Raw genomic sequence first — 19,838 nt, forward strand, 5'->3', positions numbered from 1 at the left:
GAAGGTCGCGCACAGGCAACCACCCTCAGATAGCCTGTAAACACTTGATCTGTTGCGTCGATCCTCAGAATCCGCCGCGCGTTCATCGGGCAACTCATCGACCGGGCTAATCGGGCATTGGTGACTCAGAAGGTGTCTACCCGTCACGGGTTGCGCCGGAGGACGACGGCCGCCCGCTGAGGGACCCTGCTGTGCGCACTTGCGGCCCCTGCTTCTCGCCAGGCGCGGTGGGCATCGCTGAAAAAGGCTATCGAGCTACCCGACGCGCCTGACGACGAAATGCTCGAGTCGTTGAAGGACCGGTTTGCGGGAAGACACTCCCCGTCGGCACCGGCGGGTGCGAAATTGCGCACGTTACTGCCAAGAGACCCGCCGCACCAGAGCCCCGTGCTCGCAAGGCGTCAGGATGAGCGGAGAACGTATCGGCTCGCTAAGGCTCTTCGCGCTTCTCCACGACATATCCGTTTTGCTCGAGCTGGGTACGGAAGTAGGCGACGATCTCTTCCGGGTCGGTGAGCGAATGGTCCGGAGGCGCCACGGTCGATGACTCGGGGCTTCGCTTGGGCTGCAATTTGAAGAGGACGAAAAGGGGCTCGAATATCGAGGCGCCGGGCTTCGCACCACGAAGGGCGTCCGCAGCGAGCGGCGCGAAAATCAGGGCGATCAGCGCCACCCCCCATAGGCCCTCCGGTACGGACCACGGCTCTCCTTCGAACGGGGTGCCCTCGTACGCCTTCCAGACGAACCACTCGAACGCCGTCTGCACGAGCGTCGAGACGACGGCGACGGTGACAATCGCAGCGACAACGACGCACGCAAGCCCTAGGACCCGCTGAGTGCGAGGAACATCTCGCTCATAGGCCCGCAAGCGACGAGCCTGCTTTTCGACCCTGACGCGCCATACCTCCTTCTCGCTCCCGTCGGGCAGGCCGCTGTAGATGTCCAGATCACGTTTCAGCCATCTCGCCCACCGGACAGAAGGCAACACCCAGCCAACAGCAGCTGCGACAAGGACCGCCACAAGTGCTGTGGCGATCGTCTCCCCAATGTCCACAATGTCCACCTCCCTTAGGGCTCATGTTCGGCATTCCCCCCACGCTCGTCGGGCGCTCCTTAGTTCCCCGCTGCGCCCACATCGAACGCCTGTCACCAAATGATCCCGCCACGGTGCGGCGCCATCAAGCGGATACGTGTCGCCTGTAGAACTACCCGTCGTCAGGCGCCACTTGAATGTTCCGGGACAGGAGCACTTCGAGCGCACGCGGAGGGACCGAGTCGCGGGCGAAGGTTGACCCTCCGTAGAAAGGCTCGGAATTGCTGGGGAACGCGCACGGGTGATGGTCAAGGCATCGCCGCAGCCTTCAGCGAAGTACGGGGCGCCGTGCGCGTCGCCGGGTTGCGGGAGGCCGGCCTTGGACAGCGCGATGCCGTCGGCGACGTCGAGGCCCTCGCTCGCAGCCATGGGTGAGAGACTGACGCGGCTCGGTAGGCGGCTGCTTCACACAACGCTCGCACGACCTCCGGCGGAGGTGGTCGTCGCTGGCCTCGACTCTATCGGTCGAAGTGACGTCGCTGGGGTGTCGTGCGCCTTCCCCATGGCCACCCACGTCGCCGATGGGACCCCGCACGCGCCCCGTTCACGGCCTCCGAGGGAGCGAACCCCAGCCTGGTGAGATGGCGCCGTGCTGCCGGGCCATGCCGGTTACGAGGTGCAGTGTTTCTTCGCCTTAACGACGTGCTGAATCGTGGACCCACTGAAGGCCTCGATGACGGCGCCGTCGGGCGCATCACATCGCACCTGCATCGTCAGACTGCCCTGCAGTACGGTTCCGGGCTGCAAAGGCCCGGTCCATAGGATCGAAGCCATCGGAGGGAAGAAAGTCCCCTCGGGCTCCATCGACACAAACTCCAACAAGGGCGACGTGACGATGTCCCGAAGGCACCCGGCAGCCTCGCCGCCGATGACCCCCACGGTGACGGTGTAGACAATGATCTTCCCTGACTTCACCTTTGAACCCGTTGCCGGGTCGGCGGTGAAGCCCCCAGTCACACATTCAGGCACCTGCGCCGATGCCGAAGGGGCGCCGACAATCGCTCCTGCCATCAGGATTCCACTGAGCGCTGCAACAGCCGCCATGCGACGCAGTACAGATTTCGGCTTGAGCATCGTTGCCTCCGAACGGACCTGAGCCCTGGTAGCCACGATACGGCGGATGCGCGCTCGGCGAAAGCGCCCAGGGCTACCGCCCTCGCCGGGACTGCACCGCAGAGGACCGCCCTACGGGCAGCGCTGACCGAAGCGGCTGGTCAGCCTGACCTAGATGGAATGCCCCTTGCGGAGCAAGTGCCCTTCGTCGCGTGCGGCGAAGGGCACAGTTCTGTTCTGCGGCGCTACCGGTGCGTGTTTGGTGTGCCGATCGCGGGGTCACACCCAGGCGGGACGGTTTCGTTGGCAGACGCTGACCGTGCTTAGCAGGTCGATCACCACCTTCACAACGACGCTGCCTGATGGCGGGTAGACGCGAATAATCGGGAGATGACTCGTGCCCCTGATCGAACGCGCCGATACGAGCCGATCTACTCGATGGCCATCGGTGTAGGACGGATCTTGTTCGGTGGGATTCTTCGTCTGCGGCTGACAGTCTCCGGGGTGAAGTCGATCCCCGCCTCTGGGGCGGCCGTCTTGGCTATCACCCATTTCGGGTACATGGACTTTGCATTGGTCGAGTGGGTCACCTGGTTGCGAACCCGTCGTCGGATCCGGTTTCTGGTGACCCGACGCGCCGCCGACAAACCAGTGATCGGCTGGCTCCTCCGGCAGATGCGGCACATCCCGGTGGAAATAGGGGCCGGCCGCGACGCCTACACGCATGCGGTCCAGGCGTTGAATGACGGGGAACTGATTGGAGTGTTCCCCGAAGCCGGCGTCAGCGCGTCATTCACCGTGCGTGAACTCAAGACGGGCGCTGTGCGGATGGCCGCCGCTGCCGCTGTCCCCGTGATTCCTGTGGTGGTCTGGGGCGGACAGCTCCTGCGAACCAAGAACCATCGCCCCCGGCTCAGCGAGGCCTTTAAGGCACCGATCCGCGTCGCGGTCGGCCTCCCGCTCGGAGTGAGTTCCTCTGATGATCCCGCCCTCAAGACAGCGGCCCTGCGCGCCGACCTGCAAGCTCTCCTCGACGACGCACAAGCGACCTACCCGAAAACTGGGAAGGGCCAGTGGTGGCAGCCAGCACATCTTGGCGGCTCCGCCCCCACGCCCGCCGCAGCGGCCATCATGGAAGCGGAGCGCCAGCGGCAAAGGTCGGCCAGACGCGCCGGGACAACCGGGGCGTGACTGCCCCCGGAGGTGCCGGCGGTAAGGCGAACGACCGGGATAGCAATGAGCTGAGCTCGCCTCACGCCGTCCCCATGCGGTGTGCCCGTTGGGTGGACCGGCGTGCGGGCCGCGGCGGACGACCTTGGGCGGCGCGCCCGAGGTTCCGGGAGGATGGTGGCGTGGAGATCTCGCGGACAGCACCACCTCTGACGGGGCCGGTCGTTGCCGCGCAGGAGTGGCGCAACGTGGCGTTTGTTCACTGGCGGGTGGCGGCGACCACGGTGGCGCCCCTTCTCCCACGGGGGATCGTTCCCGACGTCTTCGACGGTTCGTCCTGGGTGGGACTGATCGCGTTCGAACTGGGCGACGCGCGCGTGGGGCCGTTCCCGCCGTCTCCGGTGGGAGGTCGCTTCACCGAAGTGAACGTGCGGCTCTACGGTGTGGACGAGCGAGGACGGCGCGGTGTCGTGTTCCGATCGCTGGAGGCATCCAGCCTGCCCGCGGTGCTCGCGGCCCGCGGGCTCTTCTCCCTCCCTTATATGTGGGCGCGGACGGCGCAGCGCCGCCACGACGACGGCTGGGAGTACGCGTCCCGGCGGATCACCGCGAGGCCTTCAGGTGTCGGGCCGGGGTTTCAGCTCCGGATCTCGGTCGACACCGCGCGGGTGGTGGACGACGCGCTCTCCGACTTCCTGACCTCCCGGTGGGGATTATTCCGCCGCCGGTTCGGACGAATCCAGTGGCTGCCGAACGAACACGAGCCATGGGTGCTTCATCCCGCGCAGGTTGCCCATCTTCGGGATGATCTCTGCGCCGCTGCAGGCTTGCCTCTGGTCACGCATGCTGCGCCGGACTCCGTGCTCTACAGCGAAGGCGTGACCTCGAGGTTCGGACGCGGGTAGTGGCTGCTCAATGTCGCTCGCGCGACCGTTCATCGAACCGTTCGAAGACAAGATAGGCCTGGCTCGTCCCACCTCCGTACGCTGAGGGACCGTCTTGCCGGCGCGGGGACGTCGACGTGAACATGCACACGGTCGATCGTTACTTCACCAAGACACGCGACTGGTCCGCGCGATTGTTCCGCCGGAGACGCGGACACCGCTGCCAGTTGGCAGTGTTGAGGCCTCCTGCCCGAAGCAATATCATTCACCCGAAGGCGGGTCGGACTGTTGCGGGGAGCGCGATGAACGTCCTGAGTCAAATTTTCGCCGGTGTAACTGCGGTGGCACTATTCGGCGTGGGAGTGCTAGAAATTCTCTTCCACGGCGATCGACGGTTTCATTCACTGTTCCTGATTGAACCGGAAGACGTTCGTTCGGTGCGGATGTGGGCGATGAACATCGGCGCGTACAACATCACCTTTGCCCTCGGGATCACCGCTGGGCTCTGGATGGTCAACCTTGCAGACCAGAGCGCAGGCGTAGCGATCGTCCTCTTCTGCTGCGCCGCGCAGGTCCTCCTGGGCATCTGGTTGTGGATCACAGAAAGACGTCTTCTCGTCAGTGCAATCGGGCAGGCGAGCCTCCCAGCCATTGCACTGCTGTGCTACTTCTTCCTCAGGTAACGCCATGACCGTCACGCGAAGCGGCGACTCGTGGCATTCCCTCCACGGTGTGCGCAGAAGGACCGGCTTGGGGGCGGGTCGTCCGCGGCGCACGGGCAGCAGCGGACCGCACGTCGCCCCATCATTGGGTCGATCAGCACCTTGTAGCGGATCACATCCCGGTTGGCTGGCACTCTGATGGCGTCCAGCGGCGGGACCAACGCGCGTTGAACGGTCTTACCGCCTGCGTTCCGATGCGTTCAGACGAGACCGAGCCGCGCTCGCACCGCGTCCAGGAACGCGCGAACGTCCAAGCTGCCGTACCCGCGCTCGGCACTGCCATTGACGTTGAAGTCCTGCGCATGATCAATTAGCAGTTGTCGAATCTCGCGGTAGCTGAAACCGGCGGGATGTCGCCCCTCGATCGCCGCCTTGTGCCCCATCGAGAGTGCGAGCGCGACGGCGCCGGTGACGTGGGGCGCTGCGAGGCTGGTGCCGTCCTGGGGATCAGTCACCGTGCCTTCGTCAGTGCCCGCGCGGGCGGCGGCGATGTGCACGCCGGGTGCGACGAGATCGGGCTTCATGACCCCGTCCGCGTTGGGGCCGCGGGAACTGCGGTTGTAAAGTTCTTTCCCATTTCGGGGCGTGATCGCGCCGACCGTGATCACCTCCTTACCAGTGCCGGGAATGGTGATCGTGCACTCTTCGTAGCTGTCCGCTTTGAACGAAACGCTGCGGTCAGACCGCTCCTCCAACCAGGCATGGAACAAATCCCTTGCGCGGAAGCTCTTGACGGTGATGACGAGCTTCCATTCGCCGGGCTGGACGTCCTTCTTCTTCCCCGGAGATACGGTGATCGAGAGCCGGGCCTTACCGGGGTTTGCGGTGGCGTACTGCTCGTAGCTGGCGTCCAGGTAGTTCAGATTAGAGAGTCCCTCCGAGATCGGCATGCCGACGGGAAACACCCCGCTGTGATTCTTGTCGGGGTCCACGATCTCGAAGTTGTAGAGGTTGTGGGTGCCGAACCAGAGCTCCAGTTCGTCCGAGGCGCCCTCGCGCGCCTGTGCGCTCAATCTGGAGTCCCAGCGAAGGGACTTCATGTTCTGGTCAATCATCTCGAAGCGTGCGTGTCGCCCGAGCCCTCCCTCGTTGCCCGCGGATTTCACGATGACATGGTTCGGTCGGTCGACGAACTTCGCGCACCGCCGCTCTACCTCCGCGCTCCCGTCATGCGCCCCCGCGTTCATGCCGTTCGAGATGTTGACCACGACCGGTAAGCCGAGCTCCTCGGCACGATCCTCGATGAGCTGGATCGCGTTCAAGTGTCCTGCCGACGCACCGATCGACTGGCCGCCACGGTCGAAGCGCACGACGATGAGCCGTGCGTCCGGTGCGATTCCGCCGCCGAACTTGGGCTGATCGCCGAGCGCCCGACCCGCGGCTATGCTGGCGACCGCGGTCCCGTGTCCCAGCCCTGCGCGGAGCGCAGCCCGGTCTCCGTCGGCGAGTGCATCGAAGTCGGTCCCGAGGTACACGGCGCCGCCCTTCACACCGAGACGCTCGACCAGATCCGTACCCGCTTGGGAGAAGGTTCGTGCCAGAGCGTCGGCAGGTACTGCAGTGTCGCGCTGATCCCAGTACAGGTCGATGCGGCTGTTCCCATCACCATCGCGAAAGGCGTGGTGGTAGGGATCGATGCCATCATCGATCAGTGCGATCAGCGCGTGCTCTCCAAGCTCGTCGATGCCGGCACGGTCGAGCGGCACGCCGACGAAGGGAAGGCTCACTCGAGACTCCGTCTGGAGCGCCGTCCCGCTCGCCGAGAGCGAGACGACGCCGGGCGTCCCGGCGAGCTGCCGGGCAGCGTATGAATCGACAAGCACGCTCAGTATGTGGTCTTGACGAGATATCACCGACATCCCGGCGATCACGGGGAGCTCGGTGGTTCCATCGACGAGGACCAGCAATGCCGGTCGCGGACCCGAGTGGTCTGCCGACAGCAAGACCGGGTCGATCGTGCGGAGCGCCTCTTGGGCGCCGCAGATACGGCGCCACAGCTGCTCTGCCTCAGCAGCACCTCGCAGCGCTACGACGAGTGCCTCGACCGACATCCCGAGCTTCGTGGCCAGTTTCCGCCCGGAGGCATCCGTGGTCCTCGTCGCCGCTCGGTGCGTGGCAACCACCTTCCAGTCCTGATTGAGCACCGGTGCGCCCGCGCTTCCCTGGGAGGTGGCGAGGACGTACCTGACATCGTGCCCGTCGTTCGAGAAGATTTGCCCCCCGACATACGACAGGACCTTGGGACCGAGATTGGGATGATGGATCGCAGCGACCGGACCTTTGGCAGGCCGACCGAGCTCGATCTGGAGTGGATCGCGGTCGTCCATGCTCTCGGCGAGCCGCAGGATCATGAGATCGATCGTGTGATCCAGGAGCGCTACCTCTGCCGCGGCGACCGCGACGACGGCGTCCTCTCGTTGATCGGCGTCGAATTCCACGACGCATCCCGAGAGGTCGACCTCTTCGGGCGTGAGCAGCTTCTTCGCCTCCGTGTGACGCTCGCCGAACATCGTCACGTGCGCGGGCGCCACGACGAGGTCGGGAGCGATAAGCCACCCGGAGCTGCCGGAACGCGCGAAACGCACCCGCGCAACCGACCGGGCAGCGGCAAGGCCCGATGAGAGGAACGAGATGTCCACCATCTCGAGGGCGTCCGGCTCAGGCAGATTCTGAGGCGCGTCGGGGAGCGGCTGCCCGAGCTCACCGAGCGCCGCGCTGATCGGCGCGGTGTCGACGAGATCCCCCCACGCGGCGATCGAGCGAAGCAACCAGCCCAGCGCCTCCGACGCGTCGGCGGAGCCGTCCCGAGCGAGTCGACGCACCAGATCCGGCAGCGGTTCGATCGTCCCATCGGAGCGACTCAGTGAATGGGCGAACGGAGACCCCATCACGTACTTCTCCCCGTCCTTGGGGAGCACGGCGGCGACGGATTCCAGTGTCTCATCGGAGAGTGCAAGACCGGCTACTGCGGGAGGGATCCTCGCCTCCGACAACGCGTCGGATGCCGGGACATCCGACGGCAGGATCGCATCGACGAGTTGCGCATCCAGCAGCCCGCGCCGATTGAGCGAATCGGCCACGGCGCCGACGTACTCGTCGTCGGACACCCGCCCCCGCCCTGGCTGGGCCTCGATTGCTTCGGCATAGGCCGGGCCATGTGCACGCAGGAAGTCAAGAGCGGCATCGACATTGGGGTATCGCGCAAGGAGCTGTCGGGTGAGGCTCTTGACTCCGGCGGCATCCAGGCCGGGCGTGTACGTCTTGGCGTGGCTTTGGACGGCTCCGATGTCGTCCCCGGGCGACGTGAACGACGAGTCGGGGTACTCGGCTCCGAAGGCCAAGGGGTCCGGAGAAGGAAGCAGGCCGGCGAAGCGCAAGCCCAACGCCCGTATCCGGGGATCGAGTGCGATCTCGGAAATCGGAACAGCGTAGTTCTCCACTCCGAACTTCCCAGCGAAGTGACAGCCATGAACCATGCCGCTCCTGAGGCCAACAACGGCGGCACCACCCGCGCCGCCGAGAGTCGAGCAATCGTGCGTGAGCGACCAGTTGCCGCGCTCACTGAACCGATCGACGGAGAGGCCCAGCACTCGCCCTGGTGAAACGACTTTCTGTCCGGCCTCGAATGAGCCGATGTCCTTGAGCCACACGGGGTCGTTGCGCTCATCGTGGGCGTAGTACGAGGCGATCGCGACCTCATCGCCGGTCGAGATCTCTGCGGTCGCATCGAGAATGAGCGGCGACTCCGCAGGCACCCTGTCGAGCTCGAGCACGGCGAAATTGAGAACCGGATGGCGCAGGAGACATCCGACGATCCGATACTCCGGTCCCTCGCCGGGTAGTGCGCCCATCCGCAAGACCGGGCGGTGGCGAACGATGCCGCCAGGGCCGGACGGCACGAGCAGATCGGCAATGTTCCCAGAAGTGATCACGAGACCAGGCCCCGCCAGGAACCCCGCTCCCGACCATTGCACGCTGGGGTGGTCGTCGAGTTCGATTCGCCCCGTTGCCGCAACGGCACCCTCGATCACAGACCCCCCGGCCTCCACCGCCGAGGCCAGCTCGTCTCCGGGCTGATCCCAGCTGACCCGGTTCCCGTCGTCGATGGGCAGGACCGGTCGAGCCGGGGGCCGGAGTATCAGCGCCATCGTCGTCAGCCGCTGCGACTGACCCGCATGGCGGCCGCGGCGCTCTCGACGATCGACCGGCCGACTGCACCCCCTGCGGATTCCTCGCCGCCCTCCGACCGCGTCGGTGCCGCATCCTCGAGCGCCGAGAGGATCTCGTCCTGCGTGGCCACGATGCTTTCGCGTTCGTTCTGTTCGTCCGGGTACAGCAGTCGAAGACCCCGGACATCGCCTTCGGACAGCGCCTGGCCGTCGCCGTTCGGCGCGCACGGGCTGGGCTCCGTCTTGTAGAAGAGCGACGGGAACCGGTACAGCATGACGGACGCGCGGTCGAAGGGCCCGATGACCAGGCCGGGGTCTTCTTCCGTCTTGAGGTTGTGGTCGACCTTCGCCCGATTCCAGAAGTTCGGGAACCCGGCAAGATACGTGTAGATCCCTGGCCGACGACCGTTGCTGTCCGCGATAAACGCCCCTCGGTTGTCCTGCGTCGGCTGGTATCCGGGGTCGTCTTCCCACCTGAAGGACACTTGACACGGGCCGCGCATGTTCTGGTGGGAATGGTGGAATCCCAGCGCGTGCAGGAACTCGTGCAGCGTCGTGCCGCGCCACGTCGCCGGACGCTGGACGGCGAATCCGCCCAGGTTCAAACTGGCCTGGTTCGGCCGCCCGCCGACACGAGATGTGGGCGGGCCGATGCTGGTATCGACGCTGTCGATCCCGACCAGCGAGAAGTAGCCCTTCTTGTCGAAGCTCACGCGGATGTCGGCTGCGTGCTCGGCATCGGACTCGGTCCACTTTCGGAAGTCGCCCGCCGCGGTCTCGCCGAAGTCGAAGACGACACCGCAGGCGTCGGTGACCTTCTGCAGTGTGGTCGCAATGTCGAGGTGCAGATCGCTGTCCCCGTCAAGGAAGGCCACCTTGATGACCTTGCCGGGCAGCCAGCGTCGGAGATCCGATACGACAAACTCGAGGCCGAGATCGCCGCTGTACGAGAGCTCTTGCAGCTTCGCATTCCGGATCTCGACCGTGGCAGCCACATCATCGGGGAGATTGTCGAAGAGAATGTCGCCATCCTGCAGCTGACTGAAGAAATCCATGACTCTCCCTCGAATCACGTGCACCGGATGGAGAAGCCTCGGTACTCATCATTCATCCCCTCGATGAGGGGCTCCCCCGTGCGCAATAGAACAATCGTCAACGCCCGTTTTACTCGCAGGACGGGAAACTGTCCAGTCCGCATTCAAGGGGACGGCGGCGGCGTCGGTCCACTCCTTCCGCATAGAAACTCCGCGAGGTGCCCGGTCTAGCGAAAGTTCTGTTTGTCCTCACGACGGGGAACAGATGGTGATGGAATCCGACCCGGTTTTCCCGGACGGTTTGGTCTTGCCCCGGTTTTCCGGAATGACTGGTTGAGAGGATGTGGCTGCTTCTGAGAGGAGAAGTAGTCGTATGCCTAGACCGTACCCATCTGAATTCCGCGAACGCGCTCTCGAGCTGGCGCGGTCCGGGCGCACCGTGGTCGACGTCGCGGCGGCGCTCGGGGTCGCGCAGTCATGCCTGTATCGATGGAAGCGGCAGGACCTCATAGACCGGGGCCTCCGGCCGGCAGCGGGTCGGGCGGCGTCAGTGGAGCTGGTGGCCGCGAACCGGCGGATCCGTGAGCTTGAGGAGGAGAACAAGATCCTCCGCAGAGCGGCCGCGGCGGTGGAGCAGGTGGTGCCCCCAAAAGAGCGGTTCCGTCTCGTGGGAGAGCTCCACGCTGACGGTGTCCGCGTCCGGAAGGCATGCCTCGCATTGGGTGTCTCGACATCTGGCTACTACGACTGGAAGTCGCGAGCCCCGTCGATGCGGTCCATCCGGCACGCGTGGCTCACCGACCTGATCGGTCAGATCCACGATGCCTCCTACGGCACTTACGGGCGGTCGCGGGTCCGCGCGGAACTGCAGCGCGCTCATGATGTCACCGTCGGTCAGAACACGATCGCGTTGCTGATGCGGCGTTCCGGGCTGATCGGACTTCCGTTGCGACGACGCTCGAAGCGCGTTCCGGGGCAGGTCACTGTCACCGATCTGGTTCGCCGCCGATTCCAGGCAGATGCGCCGGACCGGCTCTGGGTGACGGATATCACCGAGCACCCCACCCGGGAAGGCAAACTGTACTGCTGCGTCGTCCTGGAAGTGTTCAGCCGCCGCGTCGTGGGCTGGGCGATCGACACCACTCAACGCGCGGACCTCGCCACGAACGCACTCGGGATGGCGATCGACTCCCGCCGGCCGTCACCGGGAACAATTATTCACGGAGACCACGGCACGCAATTCACCTCCTGGGCCTTCACCTCCCGGGCCAGGAATGCGGGACTGCTTCCCTCGCTGGGGACCGTTGGCGACCCGTATGACAACGCGGTCGTCGAGTCGTTCTGGGCCCGCATGCAAGTCGAGCTTCTGAACCGGCGCCGCTGGTCCACCAGGGTCGAACTGGCGAACGCGATCTTCGAGTACATCGAAGGCTTCCATAACCGCCGGCGACGCCACGGCGCACTCGGCTGGGACACCCCGCTAGAGTTCGAAAACAGACACCGTCAACAGGCCACGACTCCTCACATCCAGTTCCGGCAAACCGGGGCATGACCAGTTCTTGTGTGTTGATCATGCCGCGATCTCTGCGGCAGTGTGAAGAGCTTCGTAGTCGGCGGGGCTGAGGTCGCCGAGGGACGTGTGCCGGCGGCGGGGGTTGTAGAACGCCTCGATCCACCCGAACATCGCGGAGGCGAGCTGCGCCGGTCAACGACCGTTGAATCAGATCGGATCCGTTTCGTACTCTGCCCGGATGAGGATGCGTTCCGTGCTCTGCGGTGACGGTTGGTGTCAGAAGATATGCGCCTCGCATGATCCGAGGAACAACGCACGTCGACGCTTGATCTCGCGATAGAAAGTTGCCCGCGAAACGCTGAACAGCTCAGCCTCTTCCGTCTGCGTATAGTCGCCGGTGTCGTGCAGCTCGAAGAGGAGCGTGCGCTGCGTCTTGGACAACTTCGGCTGCTTGCCCTTCAGTCGTCCCTCCGCACGGGCGACCGCCATGCACTCGCGGGTGCGCATGCTGATTAGATCCCGCTCGAACTCAGCGACCATGCCCAGCACATTGAACAACAGCCGACCGATCGGATCAGTCGGGTCGTATCGGCTTCCGCCGAGACTCAGCGCAACACCTTTCGCGGTGAGCTCATCAGCGATGTCCCTCGCGTCCCGCAAGGAGCGAGCGAGGCGGTCCAACTTCGTCACGACATGTGTGTCCCCGCTTCGCACCGCGGCAAGCGCCTCCCTGAGGCCTGGGCGAGCGCGATTCGTTCCCGTCATCCCGTGATCGACGTAGATGTGCACATCCTGCACTCCTAGGCGCAGCAGCGCCTGGCGCTGGACCGTCAGATCCTGATCCGTGGTCGATACTCTTGCGTAGCCAATCTCTATTCCACCCATCCGACCACGGTCTCACCGAGGCTCGCGTGCAGGACAGAAGCGGACCGGCTTGCGGGCGGCCCTTGGGCTCGATCATGCTGCTGGCCGGGCATGTCCGAGCGCGTGCCGAGTCGCGGTGTTGTGGCGCGACTGGGCAGGGCGCCGTCACCCTGTTGAGAAGGCATCCGCGTCGCAACCATGTCTCTGGATGGCCCACTCCTCCCCGTTTTTCCTTACTCTGATGCCCCGTTGACAGACCCGGTGGGCGGGAACACAATGGCCCCGAAACGCCGGGTTGAGCCGCCATGGTTGAGCCCTCGATGAAGGGGTGGGGAGCCATGAACACGAAAAGAAGGATCACGAGCGCCATCGCAGTGGCTGCGCTCATCTGTACGACCGGACTCGCGTCCGCCGCGATGGCGACACCGGGGTCGGGGAATCTTGTGCAGAGCGACGTGGCAAGCGGGATCCTCGACGAAACGGCAAACGGACCCACCAAGGTCTCCCAGGACGGCATCCAGCTTAAGACGAAGGATGAGACCACGGTCACGACGTTCGACCTCACCTACCCGGCGGGGAGCTTCTCAGGCTGGCACTCGCACCCGGGAATCGTGATCGTCGTGGTGAAGTCCGGCACGGTGGTTCGGCAAACCGGGTGCGACGCAGGAGAGATGTTCGGCGTGAACCAGTCGTTCACCGAGGTTGGGCCGCACTACGTCAGCAACCCGGGAACCGAGCCGGCGGTGCTGTCGATCACCCGCATCTTCCCGAGCTCCGAGACAGTGGCCCGTCACGACGAGCCAGCACCCCTCTGCCCCTGATACCCGCAACCGACCGGCCGGAGCCCGCAGACGGCCGATCCCGACCCGGGCCAGTGGCTCGCGATCGTTGCCGATGGTCTCGTATAGCGATCGTTTCGCCCTACCGACTGCTCGGTGCTCGGCGTTCACGGCGCGTTTCGGGATTCAAGAGGCGCGCACCCAGACGCGGTGTGTGCCGACGACTGCGAAGCCTGCGGCGAGCGCCCGCGCGAGGTCGGCGTCGCGCTCGTAGCCCACGAGCGCGCGCCCCGGATGCAGTCGGCCGACCGTGGCGAGCAATCCGGGCCAATCCGGATCCGTCCCGGGACGCTCCCACACGTTCGAGAGCCCCACGACGTCCCCGTTCCCGGGCTGGTGCGCCACGGCGCCGCCGATGAGAGACCCGCCCGCCGACCGCGCCAGGATTTTGAAGCGCGGATGCCCGAGCACCGTGTCGGGCAGAACCCCGACATAGTCGTGCAGTTCGCTCCACCGCCGCAGGTCCCGTGGAGCGGCGAGTTCACTCCACCCGTCGGCGAACCCCGGTTCCGGGGCTGCACGATGAATCCACCGTGCCTCGAATAGTGTCTCGAACCCGCGACCCGCAAGGTCCAGATCGGCGAAGCAATCCGCGATGCCACCGACTTCGAGTCCGCCTCGCTGGCGGGCGCTGATCGCCTCGGCGGCCGCATCCGCGTCGGCGGCAGGCCGGATTGCGAGCACGGTCGAATGAAACGGCGGCACCCAGCCATCGGCGACCCAGATCTCGTCGGTCACGGTGACCGGCGCGCCGTGCAGCGCCATCACATCGTCGTACCAACTCCTGCTCGCCGCGACGGCGGTGGCGAGCCGGGAATGAGAAGGCGTCATCCCCTCAGTCTTGTCCAGGAACAGCGACGACGCGATCCTCGTTCACGACGCAACCTGCTGGGATCTCGGCTTGTGCAGTGACGGCGAGTTCTGGGAACGATGCAGTGAGGTTCGTCCCTTCCCGGCCAGAGTTCGGCTCAGTCGTACCTGCACCGAGATCGGACATGAAGAGCCCCCATCCGGCACGAGGGCCGTCGGGGTGAGGAACCGGCTCGCGGGCTGAGATTGCTTGCCCTGGTCCGTCCCGTCCGGCGGGCGTAGTCTGGCGCTGATCACTCAGGAGGAATCGTGAAGTGGCGACATTCACGGCACGAGATCAGCGATGACGAGCAGATCGCCCGATACGCCTACGTTCTGGGAAACGTCCCAGCGAGCGTCGCGGACTCAGCCTACGCAGCCGCCTTCCAACGACTCCCAGCGGCACAGCGTGAGCAGATCGTGAGCGAACTGCGCAAGCAGCTTCCCGCTGGCTCTCAGGAAGCGGTTCCGGACGATCCCGAGGCGTTCGCGACGCTCATGCGCGACCTGCACGCCCGCCAGGCCATTGTGACCGTGCCTGGTGCCGCTGACCTCGCGGCCGCGTTCGTCACAAGCCCTCCGATCGTCGTCTACTTCACCAGCGGTGCAGGTTCGGTGTCGATAGACCAGCAGCCACCGTGGTTGCATGAGCTCGCCGGGCACGAAACGGCCCCGATCGACGGCGGACGGATCAGCCACCACAAAGGTCCAGACGTCCTCGGTATCTGATCGCCAAGCCGAGGACGGACGGGTCATCGCGTACCCACCGCGGGCCGCAGGCCGCCCGTTCGCGGACCCGCTTGCAGACGCACAGGCCTCCGAGTGGGCAGAAGGCCTAGGAGCCGCCTTCGGGGGTGGAGTCGCTGTACGCGAGATTGCTTAGAGGATGCTTTATTCCGCGCGCTCCCTCAAGAGCGGCGGATTCCGGCCCCGACTACACCGCGGGTTGGGATGAGTCGTCAGAGCGTTCGAAGTCGCAGCGTGTACAAGTCATCTTCGGTTATCTGCTCCGCGCGAAGGGCCATCTGTTCGACATCATCGGTGACCCGTATGAGGCGCCCGGACATCGAGTCCAGTTTCCCGGACGCGATGAGAGTGACCAGATTTGCCGAAAGCTCCGCCGGTACATCCCCACCGGCCAGGATGTAGTCCCGGTACCCCGGGATATAGGTTCGGCCCTCGTCCGACTCGATCAGATATTCCGTCATGGCCGTACGTACGGAACCTGGGTCGATCGCGAAGGCCTTGATCCCGTGCGCGCGGCCATCCGCTGCAAGACATTCGGTCAGTCGTAAGACGGCGGCTTTGGATGTGGCATATCCGCTGCCATTCAGGATGGGGCCCAATGCGGCTCCGCTGGCCACATTGACGATCCGGCCCGCGCCTTGCTCGAGCATGAGTCTGCCCACTGCCGTGCTGCATAGGTAGGTGCCATTCAGGTTCACGTCGACCGTATGCTGCCAGTCCTCGGGATCTGAGTCCCAGATGGGGCCAGGCTTGCCGGTCACGCCCGCGTTATTGACCAGGAGGCCGATCTCGCCGAGTTCGCGATGTACGGTCGCGACCATCGTCTCGACTGCGCTGTGGTCGGTGACATCCGCAGGGACTGCAAGAACTCGCCCACCGGCCGTCTCGATCAGCCTGACAGTCTCCCCCAGCTGTCCCTTTGTGCGGGCGACCACCGCTACTTTCGCTCCGGCAGCACTTAGTGCCAGAGCCATTCCCCGTCCAAGACCGCGGCCACCGCCGGTAACGATGGCAACCAGCCCACTCAGATCCACACCGGTCGTATCGAGCGGCGTCATGATGGCACCCCCTAGATCCATCCTTGTGTCACGCGATCCTCGCGTAACGCAGTCCCACAGAACGATGGGCGAAGATGATGTTCCGCTCCGACTCCTTCAGGACGTGTCCCTCGCGCGAGCATCCTACTCGCCGGTCCAGGCGGCAATAAGGTCCTCCGCCCACTCAGGATCCGCATCGGCCGCCCGCAAAAAGCCTGATTCGGGGTGCGGGAGCAGGGTCACCTATTTCGCGAGTCGATCTGATTCGCCTGCGGTATGACCTTGCGGAGGGTTCCGGCGGGTAGGACAATTCACGCACGCCCGATACCAGAGAACAATTCAATCAACAGGAGTGGGTAATGAACGTTCCGAGGATTTGGGTATTCGCCGCAGTGGTAGGGACGGCACTGGCGACGTTGACCCCGGCCACGGCCAGCGCAACATCGGTGTCGACCGTGTCCGCGCAGGCAACAGGCATGCGGGATCTGGGCACGCTGGGCGGCCCCAACAGCACCGGGGTGGACATCAACGTGCGGGGCCAGGTTGCCGGCACCTCCGACACCTCGGATGGGTCCAGTCACGCTTTCCGGTGGACGCCGTCCGGCGGGATGCAGGATCTCGGAACCCTCGACGGCGACGCCAGTTCTGCGGCAGCGATCAACGAGTGGGGTCACGTCACCGGATGGACGTATTTCCTTGAGCCCCTTAACGGACCGCGACGTGCGTTTCGGTGGACACCATCTGGTGGCATGGAGGATCTGGGGAACCTCGGCGGGGAGTGGACTTCGGCGACAGCGATCAACAACCGCGGGCAGATCGTAGGGTCCTCGGACCTCTTCGACGGGCCTCGTCACGCGTTCCTGTGGACGCCGACCGGCGGCATCCGTGACCTCGGCACTCTCGGTGGTGGGCTCAGCGTTGCCACCGGGATCAATGACTTGGGTCAGGTAACCGGTTCTTCAAGCACAGCGGACGGGACGATGCACGCATTCCGGTGGACGCCGTCCGGTGGCATGCAGGATCTTGGCACGCTAAGCGGTCCATCCAGCGAGGCAACCGCGATCAATGCGCTGGGTCAGATCATCGGCACGTCGCCACCGAACCGCCAGGAAGGCGGATTCCTGTGGACCCCGTCGTCGGCGGGAATGCGGCCTCTGGGCTTCTTGCCCACAGCCATCAACGCACGTGGCCAAGTCGTCGGTATCGAGTACAGCGAGGACCGATGGGTTCCGATCCGATGGACGGCCTCTGGAGGAAAGCAAAGCCTGATCCCGCCCGAAAGCGGGGTCTATAGTGCGCCGGTGGACACCAACGAACTGAATCAAATCGCCGGCTGGACCATTCGATCTGACACCCTCCATGCGTTCCGGTGGACCGCGTCCACCGGAATGACCGACTTGGGCACACTTGGTGGCGTAGAAAGCGCGGCATCCGCGATCAACCTACGCGGCCAAGTCACCGGATACGCGTATCTGCCACGCGACGAAGCGGGCAACAGCTCGAGGCACGCCTTCCTCTGGAGCCCGTAGTGAAAGGACATCGGGGCATACGGTGTCGGCTAGAAGCGGTCGAGCAGCCCTTCCATCTGCCCCCGACGCGGTCACGGAATCGGGTTAGTGACGATGCGCTATCGGGATTCGATCTGAGACGCAGCCTGTTGCGGTGAGGGACCGGCTCAAGCGCGGTGATCGAGCGCTCCGGGACCGGCTGGCGACAGAGTTGGCTTTTGCTGCCGGGGGCTTTGCCATCAGCGTTGCGCACGGAAAGTCTCACCGATCGCTTGGAATGTCTGCAGCAGCGAGATTGCTTCAACAGGTGTGAACAACGACGTCAGCGAGGCCCTGCACCGAAGTCAGCTCATCGACCTGACGACGACCGGTCGCCGTAGCGGGCTACCGCGCCGCATTGAGATCTTCCTGCACCATGAGGATGGCGTGCTGTTCATCACCGGGATGCCGCGTCGAGACCGCACAAGGGACTGGATACACAACATCACCGCAGACCCCAACGTCACTGTGCATCTGAAGAAGGGCATCCAGGCCGACGTGCCTGCCACCGCGCGGGTAATCACCGATCCCCACGAAGCACGGCCGCTCATCGAGGCCGCCGCACGCCGATGGCGCAGAGACGATGTCGACGACATGATCGCGCACAGTCCGCTCATCGTGCTGACTGCGGCTCCCCCGCCCGCCGCCTGACGGCATCCCGAGTCACTGGCCGCGGTCCCGGCGCGAAGGAAGACAGCCTCCCTGAGCCCGAGGAACAGCCGGAAGGCAAATGCCAAGTGATGGCGAACGTTGGCGAGATGGCGGCGATCGCCACGACAACGATCCAAGAGACACCGACTCTCGCAAGCACCTTGTCGAACGTCCGAGCGGTCGTTCGACTGGCGGCATCACGCGAGGAGTGCGCAATGGCCGATGACAGCATCCCGAGCGGATCGCGCGTGATCACGCCGCGCACTCTCGAGACCCGAGCTGTGGGCCGTGAAGAACAACGAACGCTGAGCGACCGCTCTACGGCGATGGTTGGCTCGAGGTGATGCAGCTGTGCGTGTCACTCGCGGGCACGATCAGCGCCGAACACGGTACCGGAGGTGGGTCACGCCCTCCTCCCCCTCGAGCACCTGTGTCCGCTCGAGCTCGACACGGCCCGGTAGCTCAGAGAACAGCGCGCGGCCGCTGCCGAGCACCACCGGCACGACATGCAGTGCGATTTCGTCGAGCTCATCCGCATCGACGGCCCGGGCGAGCGTGCCGGCACCTCCGTGCACCAGAACGTCGCGCTCGCCGGCCGCGTCTCGTGCGCGACGCAGAGCGTCGCCGACATCGGTGAGGTAGGTCACGAGCGGCCATTTCGCGGCATCAGGGGGCGCGGGCCGCCGACTCAGGATGAAGACCGGAACGCCATTGTGGTGGTCGCCGTGCCACCCCTCGCCTTGCTCGAACGTCCGCCGGGGAGCGACGACCGCTCCCGTCGCCAGGATTCGCCGCATCGCGGTACCGTTCACCCCGGGTGGCACTCCCGGCACCCCGTGGGCGCCCGACTCGTCGCCCAGGAAAAACCAACGATGCAACCGCTCGATGTGTCCTGGCTCCTCGTTCGCTCCAGCGATGAAGCCGTCCAGCGAGATCGACATGTCGAGGACCGTTGCCATGTTCCGACGATACGGAGACCGCCCAGCCACGACAAGCGACACCGGCGATCTACGGTGCGGAGGTGGCTACATGGAGCGACCACTGCCCGCTTAGGGATCCACTACGGGCATCGGCCTCATCCACCCCCGCTCGGATCGATTGAGCGGCGCTGACCATACCCTTGTGCGTCCTGGCGGGCCGGAGAAGACTCGGCTCATCAACAAGGAGGTTGTCATGAGCACAGTCGCTCGCATCACCACTATCAGCTCCCGATCCACGGAGAGCTTCGATCAAGCCGTTCGGGACGGCATAGAGCGCGCCAACGCCACGCTCCGGAACATCAGCGGCGCCTGGGTGAAGGAACAAAGCGTCCAGTGCTCCAACGGGGCGATCACAAGCTTCGATGTCGTACTCGAAGTCACTTTCGTTCTGGATGACTGACTCACTCCTCCGCCACGAGTAGCGGTCCTCGACAAGGCTATTGTCGGGCCGGCTGTCCGCAGAACCATGGTCGCTGACTCAATCAGTCGACGTGGTCAGAGCTAAATCCGGCCTCAGCGCCTCTGAGACCGCCTGCCCGCAAGCGGATCGTCTTTCGACGCCCCTTCAACGCGACGATCGTCAACAGCCGCCGTCACCGCCCGGTTGAGGATCGGCGGATTCAAGCGGTCATCGCAACAGCACGTCCCCGATGACTTCGTTGGGGGTTTGGAACTCTAGTCGTTTG

Annotated in this window: 17 protein-coding genes; 9 read left to right on the plus strand and 8 right to left on the minus strand. The window is 64.9% G+C overall.

From position 1 onward, the window contains the following. Positions 1-430: 430 nt before the first annotated feature. Complete coding sequence (locus ACLQ2Q_RS21780) at positions 431-1,054, minus strand: hypothetical protein (RefSeq protein ID WP_425823907.1); 624 nt, start codon at positions 1,052-1,054, stop codon at positions 431-433. A gap of 648 nt (positions 1,055-1,702) precedes the next feature. Then, entirely contained in the window at positions 1,703-2,167 is a 465-nt protein-coding gene (locus ACLQ2Q_RS21785; RefSeq protein ID WP_425823909.1) for a hypothetical protein, read from the minus strand. 369 nt (positions 2,168-2,536) lie between these two features. On the opposite strand from ACLQ2Q_RS21785, the gene ACLQ2Q_RS21790 reads away from it, so the two are divergent. The 3 genes from ACLQ2Q_RS21790 (at position 2,537) to ACLQ2Q_RS21800 (ending at position 4,883) form a co-directional block, all read left to right on the plus strand. Further along, positions 2,537-3,337 carry a lysophospholipid acyltransferase family protein gene (locus ACLQ2Q_RS21790; RefSeq protein WP_425823911.1) on the plus strand — a complete coding sequence of 267 codons (801 nt, stop codon included), beginning with the start codon at positions 2,537-2,539 and terminating at the stop codon, positions 3,335-3,337. Positions 3,338-3,498: 161 nt separating this feature from the next. Then, entirely contained in the window at positions 3,499-4,221 is a 723-nt protein-coding gene (locus ACLQ2Q_RS21795; RefSeq protein WP_425823913.1) for a YqjF family protein, read from the plus strand. Positions 4,222-4,502: 281 nt separating this feature from the next. Continuing rightward, positions 4,503-4,883: a DUF1304 family protein gene (locus ACLQ2Q_RS21800; RefSeq protein ID WP_425823915.1), complete on the plus strand. Its 381-nt coding sequence runs from the start codon at positions 4,503-4,505 to the stop codon at positions 4,881-4,883. A 239-nt stretch (positions 4,884-5,122) separates the two neighbouring features. On the opposite strand, the gene ACLQ2Q_RS21805 is transcribed toward ACLQ2Q_RS21800, so the two are convergent. Both ACLQ2Q_RS21805 and ACLQ2Q_RS21810 read right to left on the minus strand, forming a co-directional pair. Beyond that, positions 5,123-9,070, minus strand: a complete 3,948-nt coding sequence (locus tag ACLQ2Q_RS21805) for a S8 family serine peptidase (RefSeq protein WP_425823917.1) — start codon at positions 9,068-9,070, stop codon at positions 5,123-5,125. Between the two features lie 5 nt (positions 9,071-9,075). Continuing rightward, the gene (locus ACLQ2Q_RS21810; RefSeq protein ID WP_425823919.1) at positions 9,076-10,146 is read right to left on the minus strand and encodes a hypothetical protein; all 1,071 of its coding nucleotides are present in this window, start codon (positions 10,144-10,146) and stop codon (positions 9,076-9,078) included. Between the two features lie 352 nt (positions 10,147-10,498). On the opposite strand from ACLQ2Q_RS21810, the gene ACLQ2Q_RS21815 reads away from it, so the two are divergent. Continuing rightward, positions 10,499-11,677, plus strand: a complete 1,179-nt coding sequence (locus tag ACLQ2Q_RS21815; RefSeq protein ID WP_425823921.1) for an IS3 family transposase — start codon at positions 10,499-10,501, stop codon at positions 11,675-11,677. 237 nt (positions 11,678-11,914) lie between these two features. On the opposite strand, the gene ACLQ2Q_RS21820 is transcribed toward ACLQ2Q_RS21815, so the two are convergent. Continuing rightward, complete coding sequence (locus ACLQ2Q_RS21820) at positions 11,915-12,523, minus strand: recombinase family protein (protein WP_425823923.1); 609 nt, start codon at positions 12,521-12,523, stop codon at positions 11,915-11,917. 317 nt (positions 12,524-12,840) lie between these two features. Here ACLQ2Q_RS21820 and ACLQ2Q_RS21825 point away from each other — a divergent pair, with 317 nt between their 5' ends. Next, positions 12,841-13,323 carry a cupin domain-containing protein gene (locus tag ACLQ2Q_RS21825; RefSeq protein ID WP_425823925.1) on the plus strand — a complete coding sequence of 161 codons (483 nt, stop codon included), beginning with the start codon at positions 12,841-12,843 and terminating at the stop codon, positions 13,321-13,323. Between the two features lie 144 nt (positions 13,324-13,467). Here the strand turns inward: ACLQ2Q_RS21825 and ACLQ2Q_RS21830 are convergent, their stop codons facing one another. Then, the gene (locus ACLQ2Q_RS21830; RefSeq protein WP_425823927.1) at positions 13,468-14,172 is read right to left on the minus strand and encodes a hypothetical protein; all 705 of its coding nucleotides are present in this window, start codon (positions 14,170-14,172) and stop codon (positions 13,468-13,470) included. Positions 14,173-14,460: 288 nt separating this feature from the next. On the opposite strand from ACLQ2Q_RS21830, the gene ACLQ2Q_RS21835 reads away from it, so the two are divergent. Next, on the plus strand, positions 14,461-14,919 hold the full coding sequence (locus ACLQ2Q_RS21835; RefSeq protein ID WP_425823929.1) for a hypothetical protein: 459 nt from the start codon (positions 14,461-14,463) through the stop codon (positions 14,917-14,919). Positions 14,920-15,149: 230 nt separating this feature from the next. On the opposite strand, the gene ACLQ2Q_RS21840 is transcribed toward ACLQ2Q_RS21835, so the two are convergent. Beyond that, entirely contained in the window at positions 15,150-15,995 is an 846-nt protein-coding gene (locus ACLQ2Q_RS21840; RefSeq protein WP_425823931.1) for an SDR family NAD(P)-dependent oxidoreductase, read from the minus strand. Positions 15,996-16,333: 338 nt separating this feature from the next. Here ACLQ2Q_RS21840 and ACLQ2Q_RS21845 point away from each other — a divergent pair, with 338 nt between their 5' ends. Together ACLQ2Q_RS21845 and ACLQ2Q_RS21850 are read left to right on the plus strand one after the other, a co-directional pair. Further along, a complete protein-coding gene (locus ACLQ2Q_RS21845; protein ID WP_425823933.1) occupies positions 16,334-17,503 on the plus strand; it encodes a hypothetical protein in 1,170 nt (389 codons plus the stop codon). Positions 17,504-17,791: 288 nt separating this feature from the next. Continuing rightward, the gene (locus tag ACLQ2Q_RS21850; RefSeq protein WP_425823935.1) at positions 17,792-18,172 is read left to right on the plus strand and encodes a nitroreductase family deazaflavin-dependent oxidoreductase; all 381 of its coding nucleotides are present in this window, start codon (positions 17,792-17,794) and stop codon (positions 18,170-18,172) included. 374 nt (positions 18,173-18,546) lie between these two features. On the opposite strand, the gene ACLQ2Q_RS21855 is transcribed toward ACLQ2Q_RS21850, so the two are convergent. Further along, on the minus strand, positions 18,547-19,131 hold the full coding sequence (locus ACLQ2Q_RS21855; RefSeq protein WP_425823937.1) for a dihydrofolate reductase family protein: 585 nt from the start codon (positions 19,129-19,131) through the stop codon (positions 18,547-18,549). Positions 19,132-19,345: 214 nt separating this feature from the next. Here ACLQ2Q_RS21855 and ACLQ2Q_RS21860 point away from each other — a divergent pair, with 214 nt between their 5' ends. Then, a complete protein-coding gene (locus tag ACLQ2Q_RS21860; protein ID WP_425823939.1) occupies positions 19,346-19,552 on the plus strand; it encodes a dodecin family protein in 207 nt (68 codons plus the stop codon). Positions 19,553-19,838 lie beyond the last annotated feature (286 nt).

It is taken from the genome of Microbacterium sp. DT81.1 (genome assembly GCF_049844955.1).
Lineage (GTDB): Bacteria > Actinomycetota > Actinomycetes > Actinomycetales > Microbacteriaceae > Microbacterium.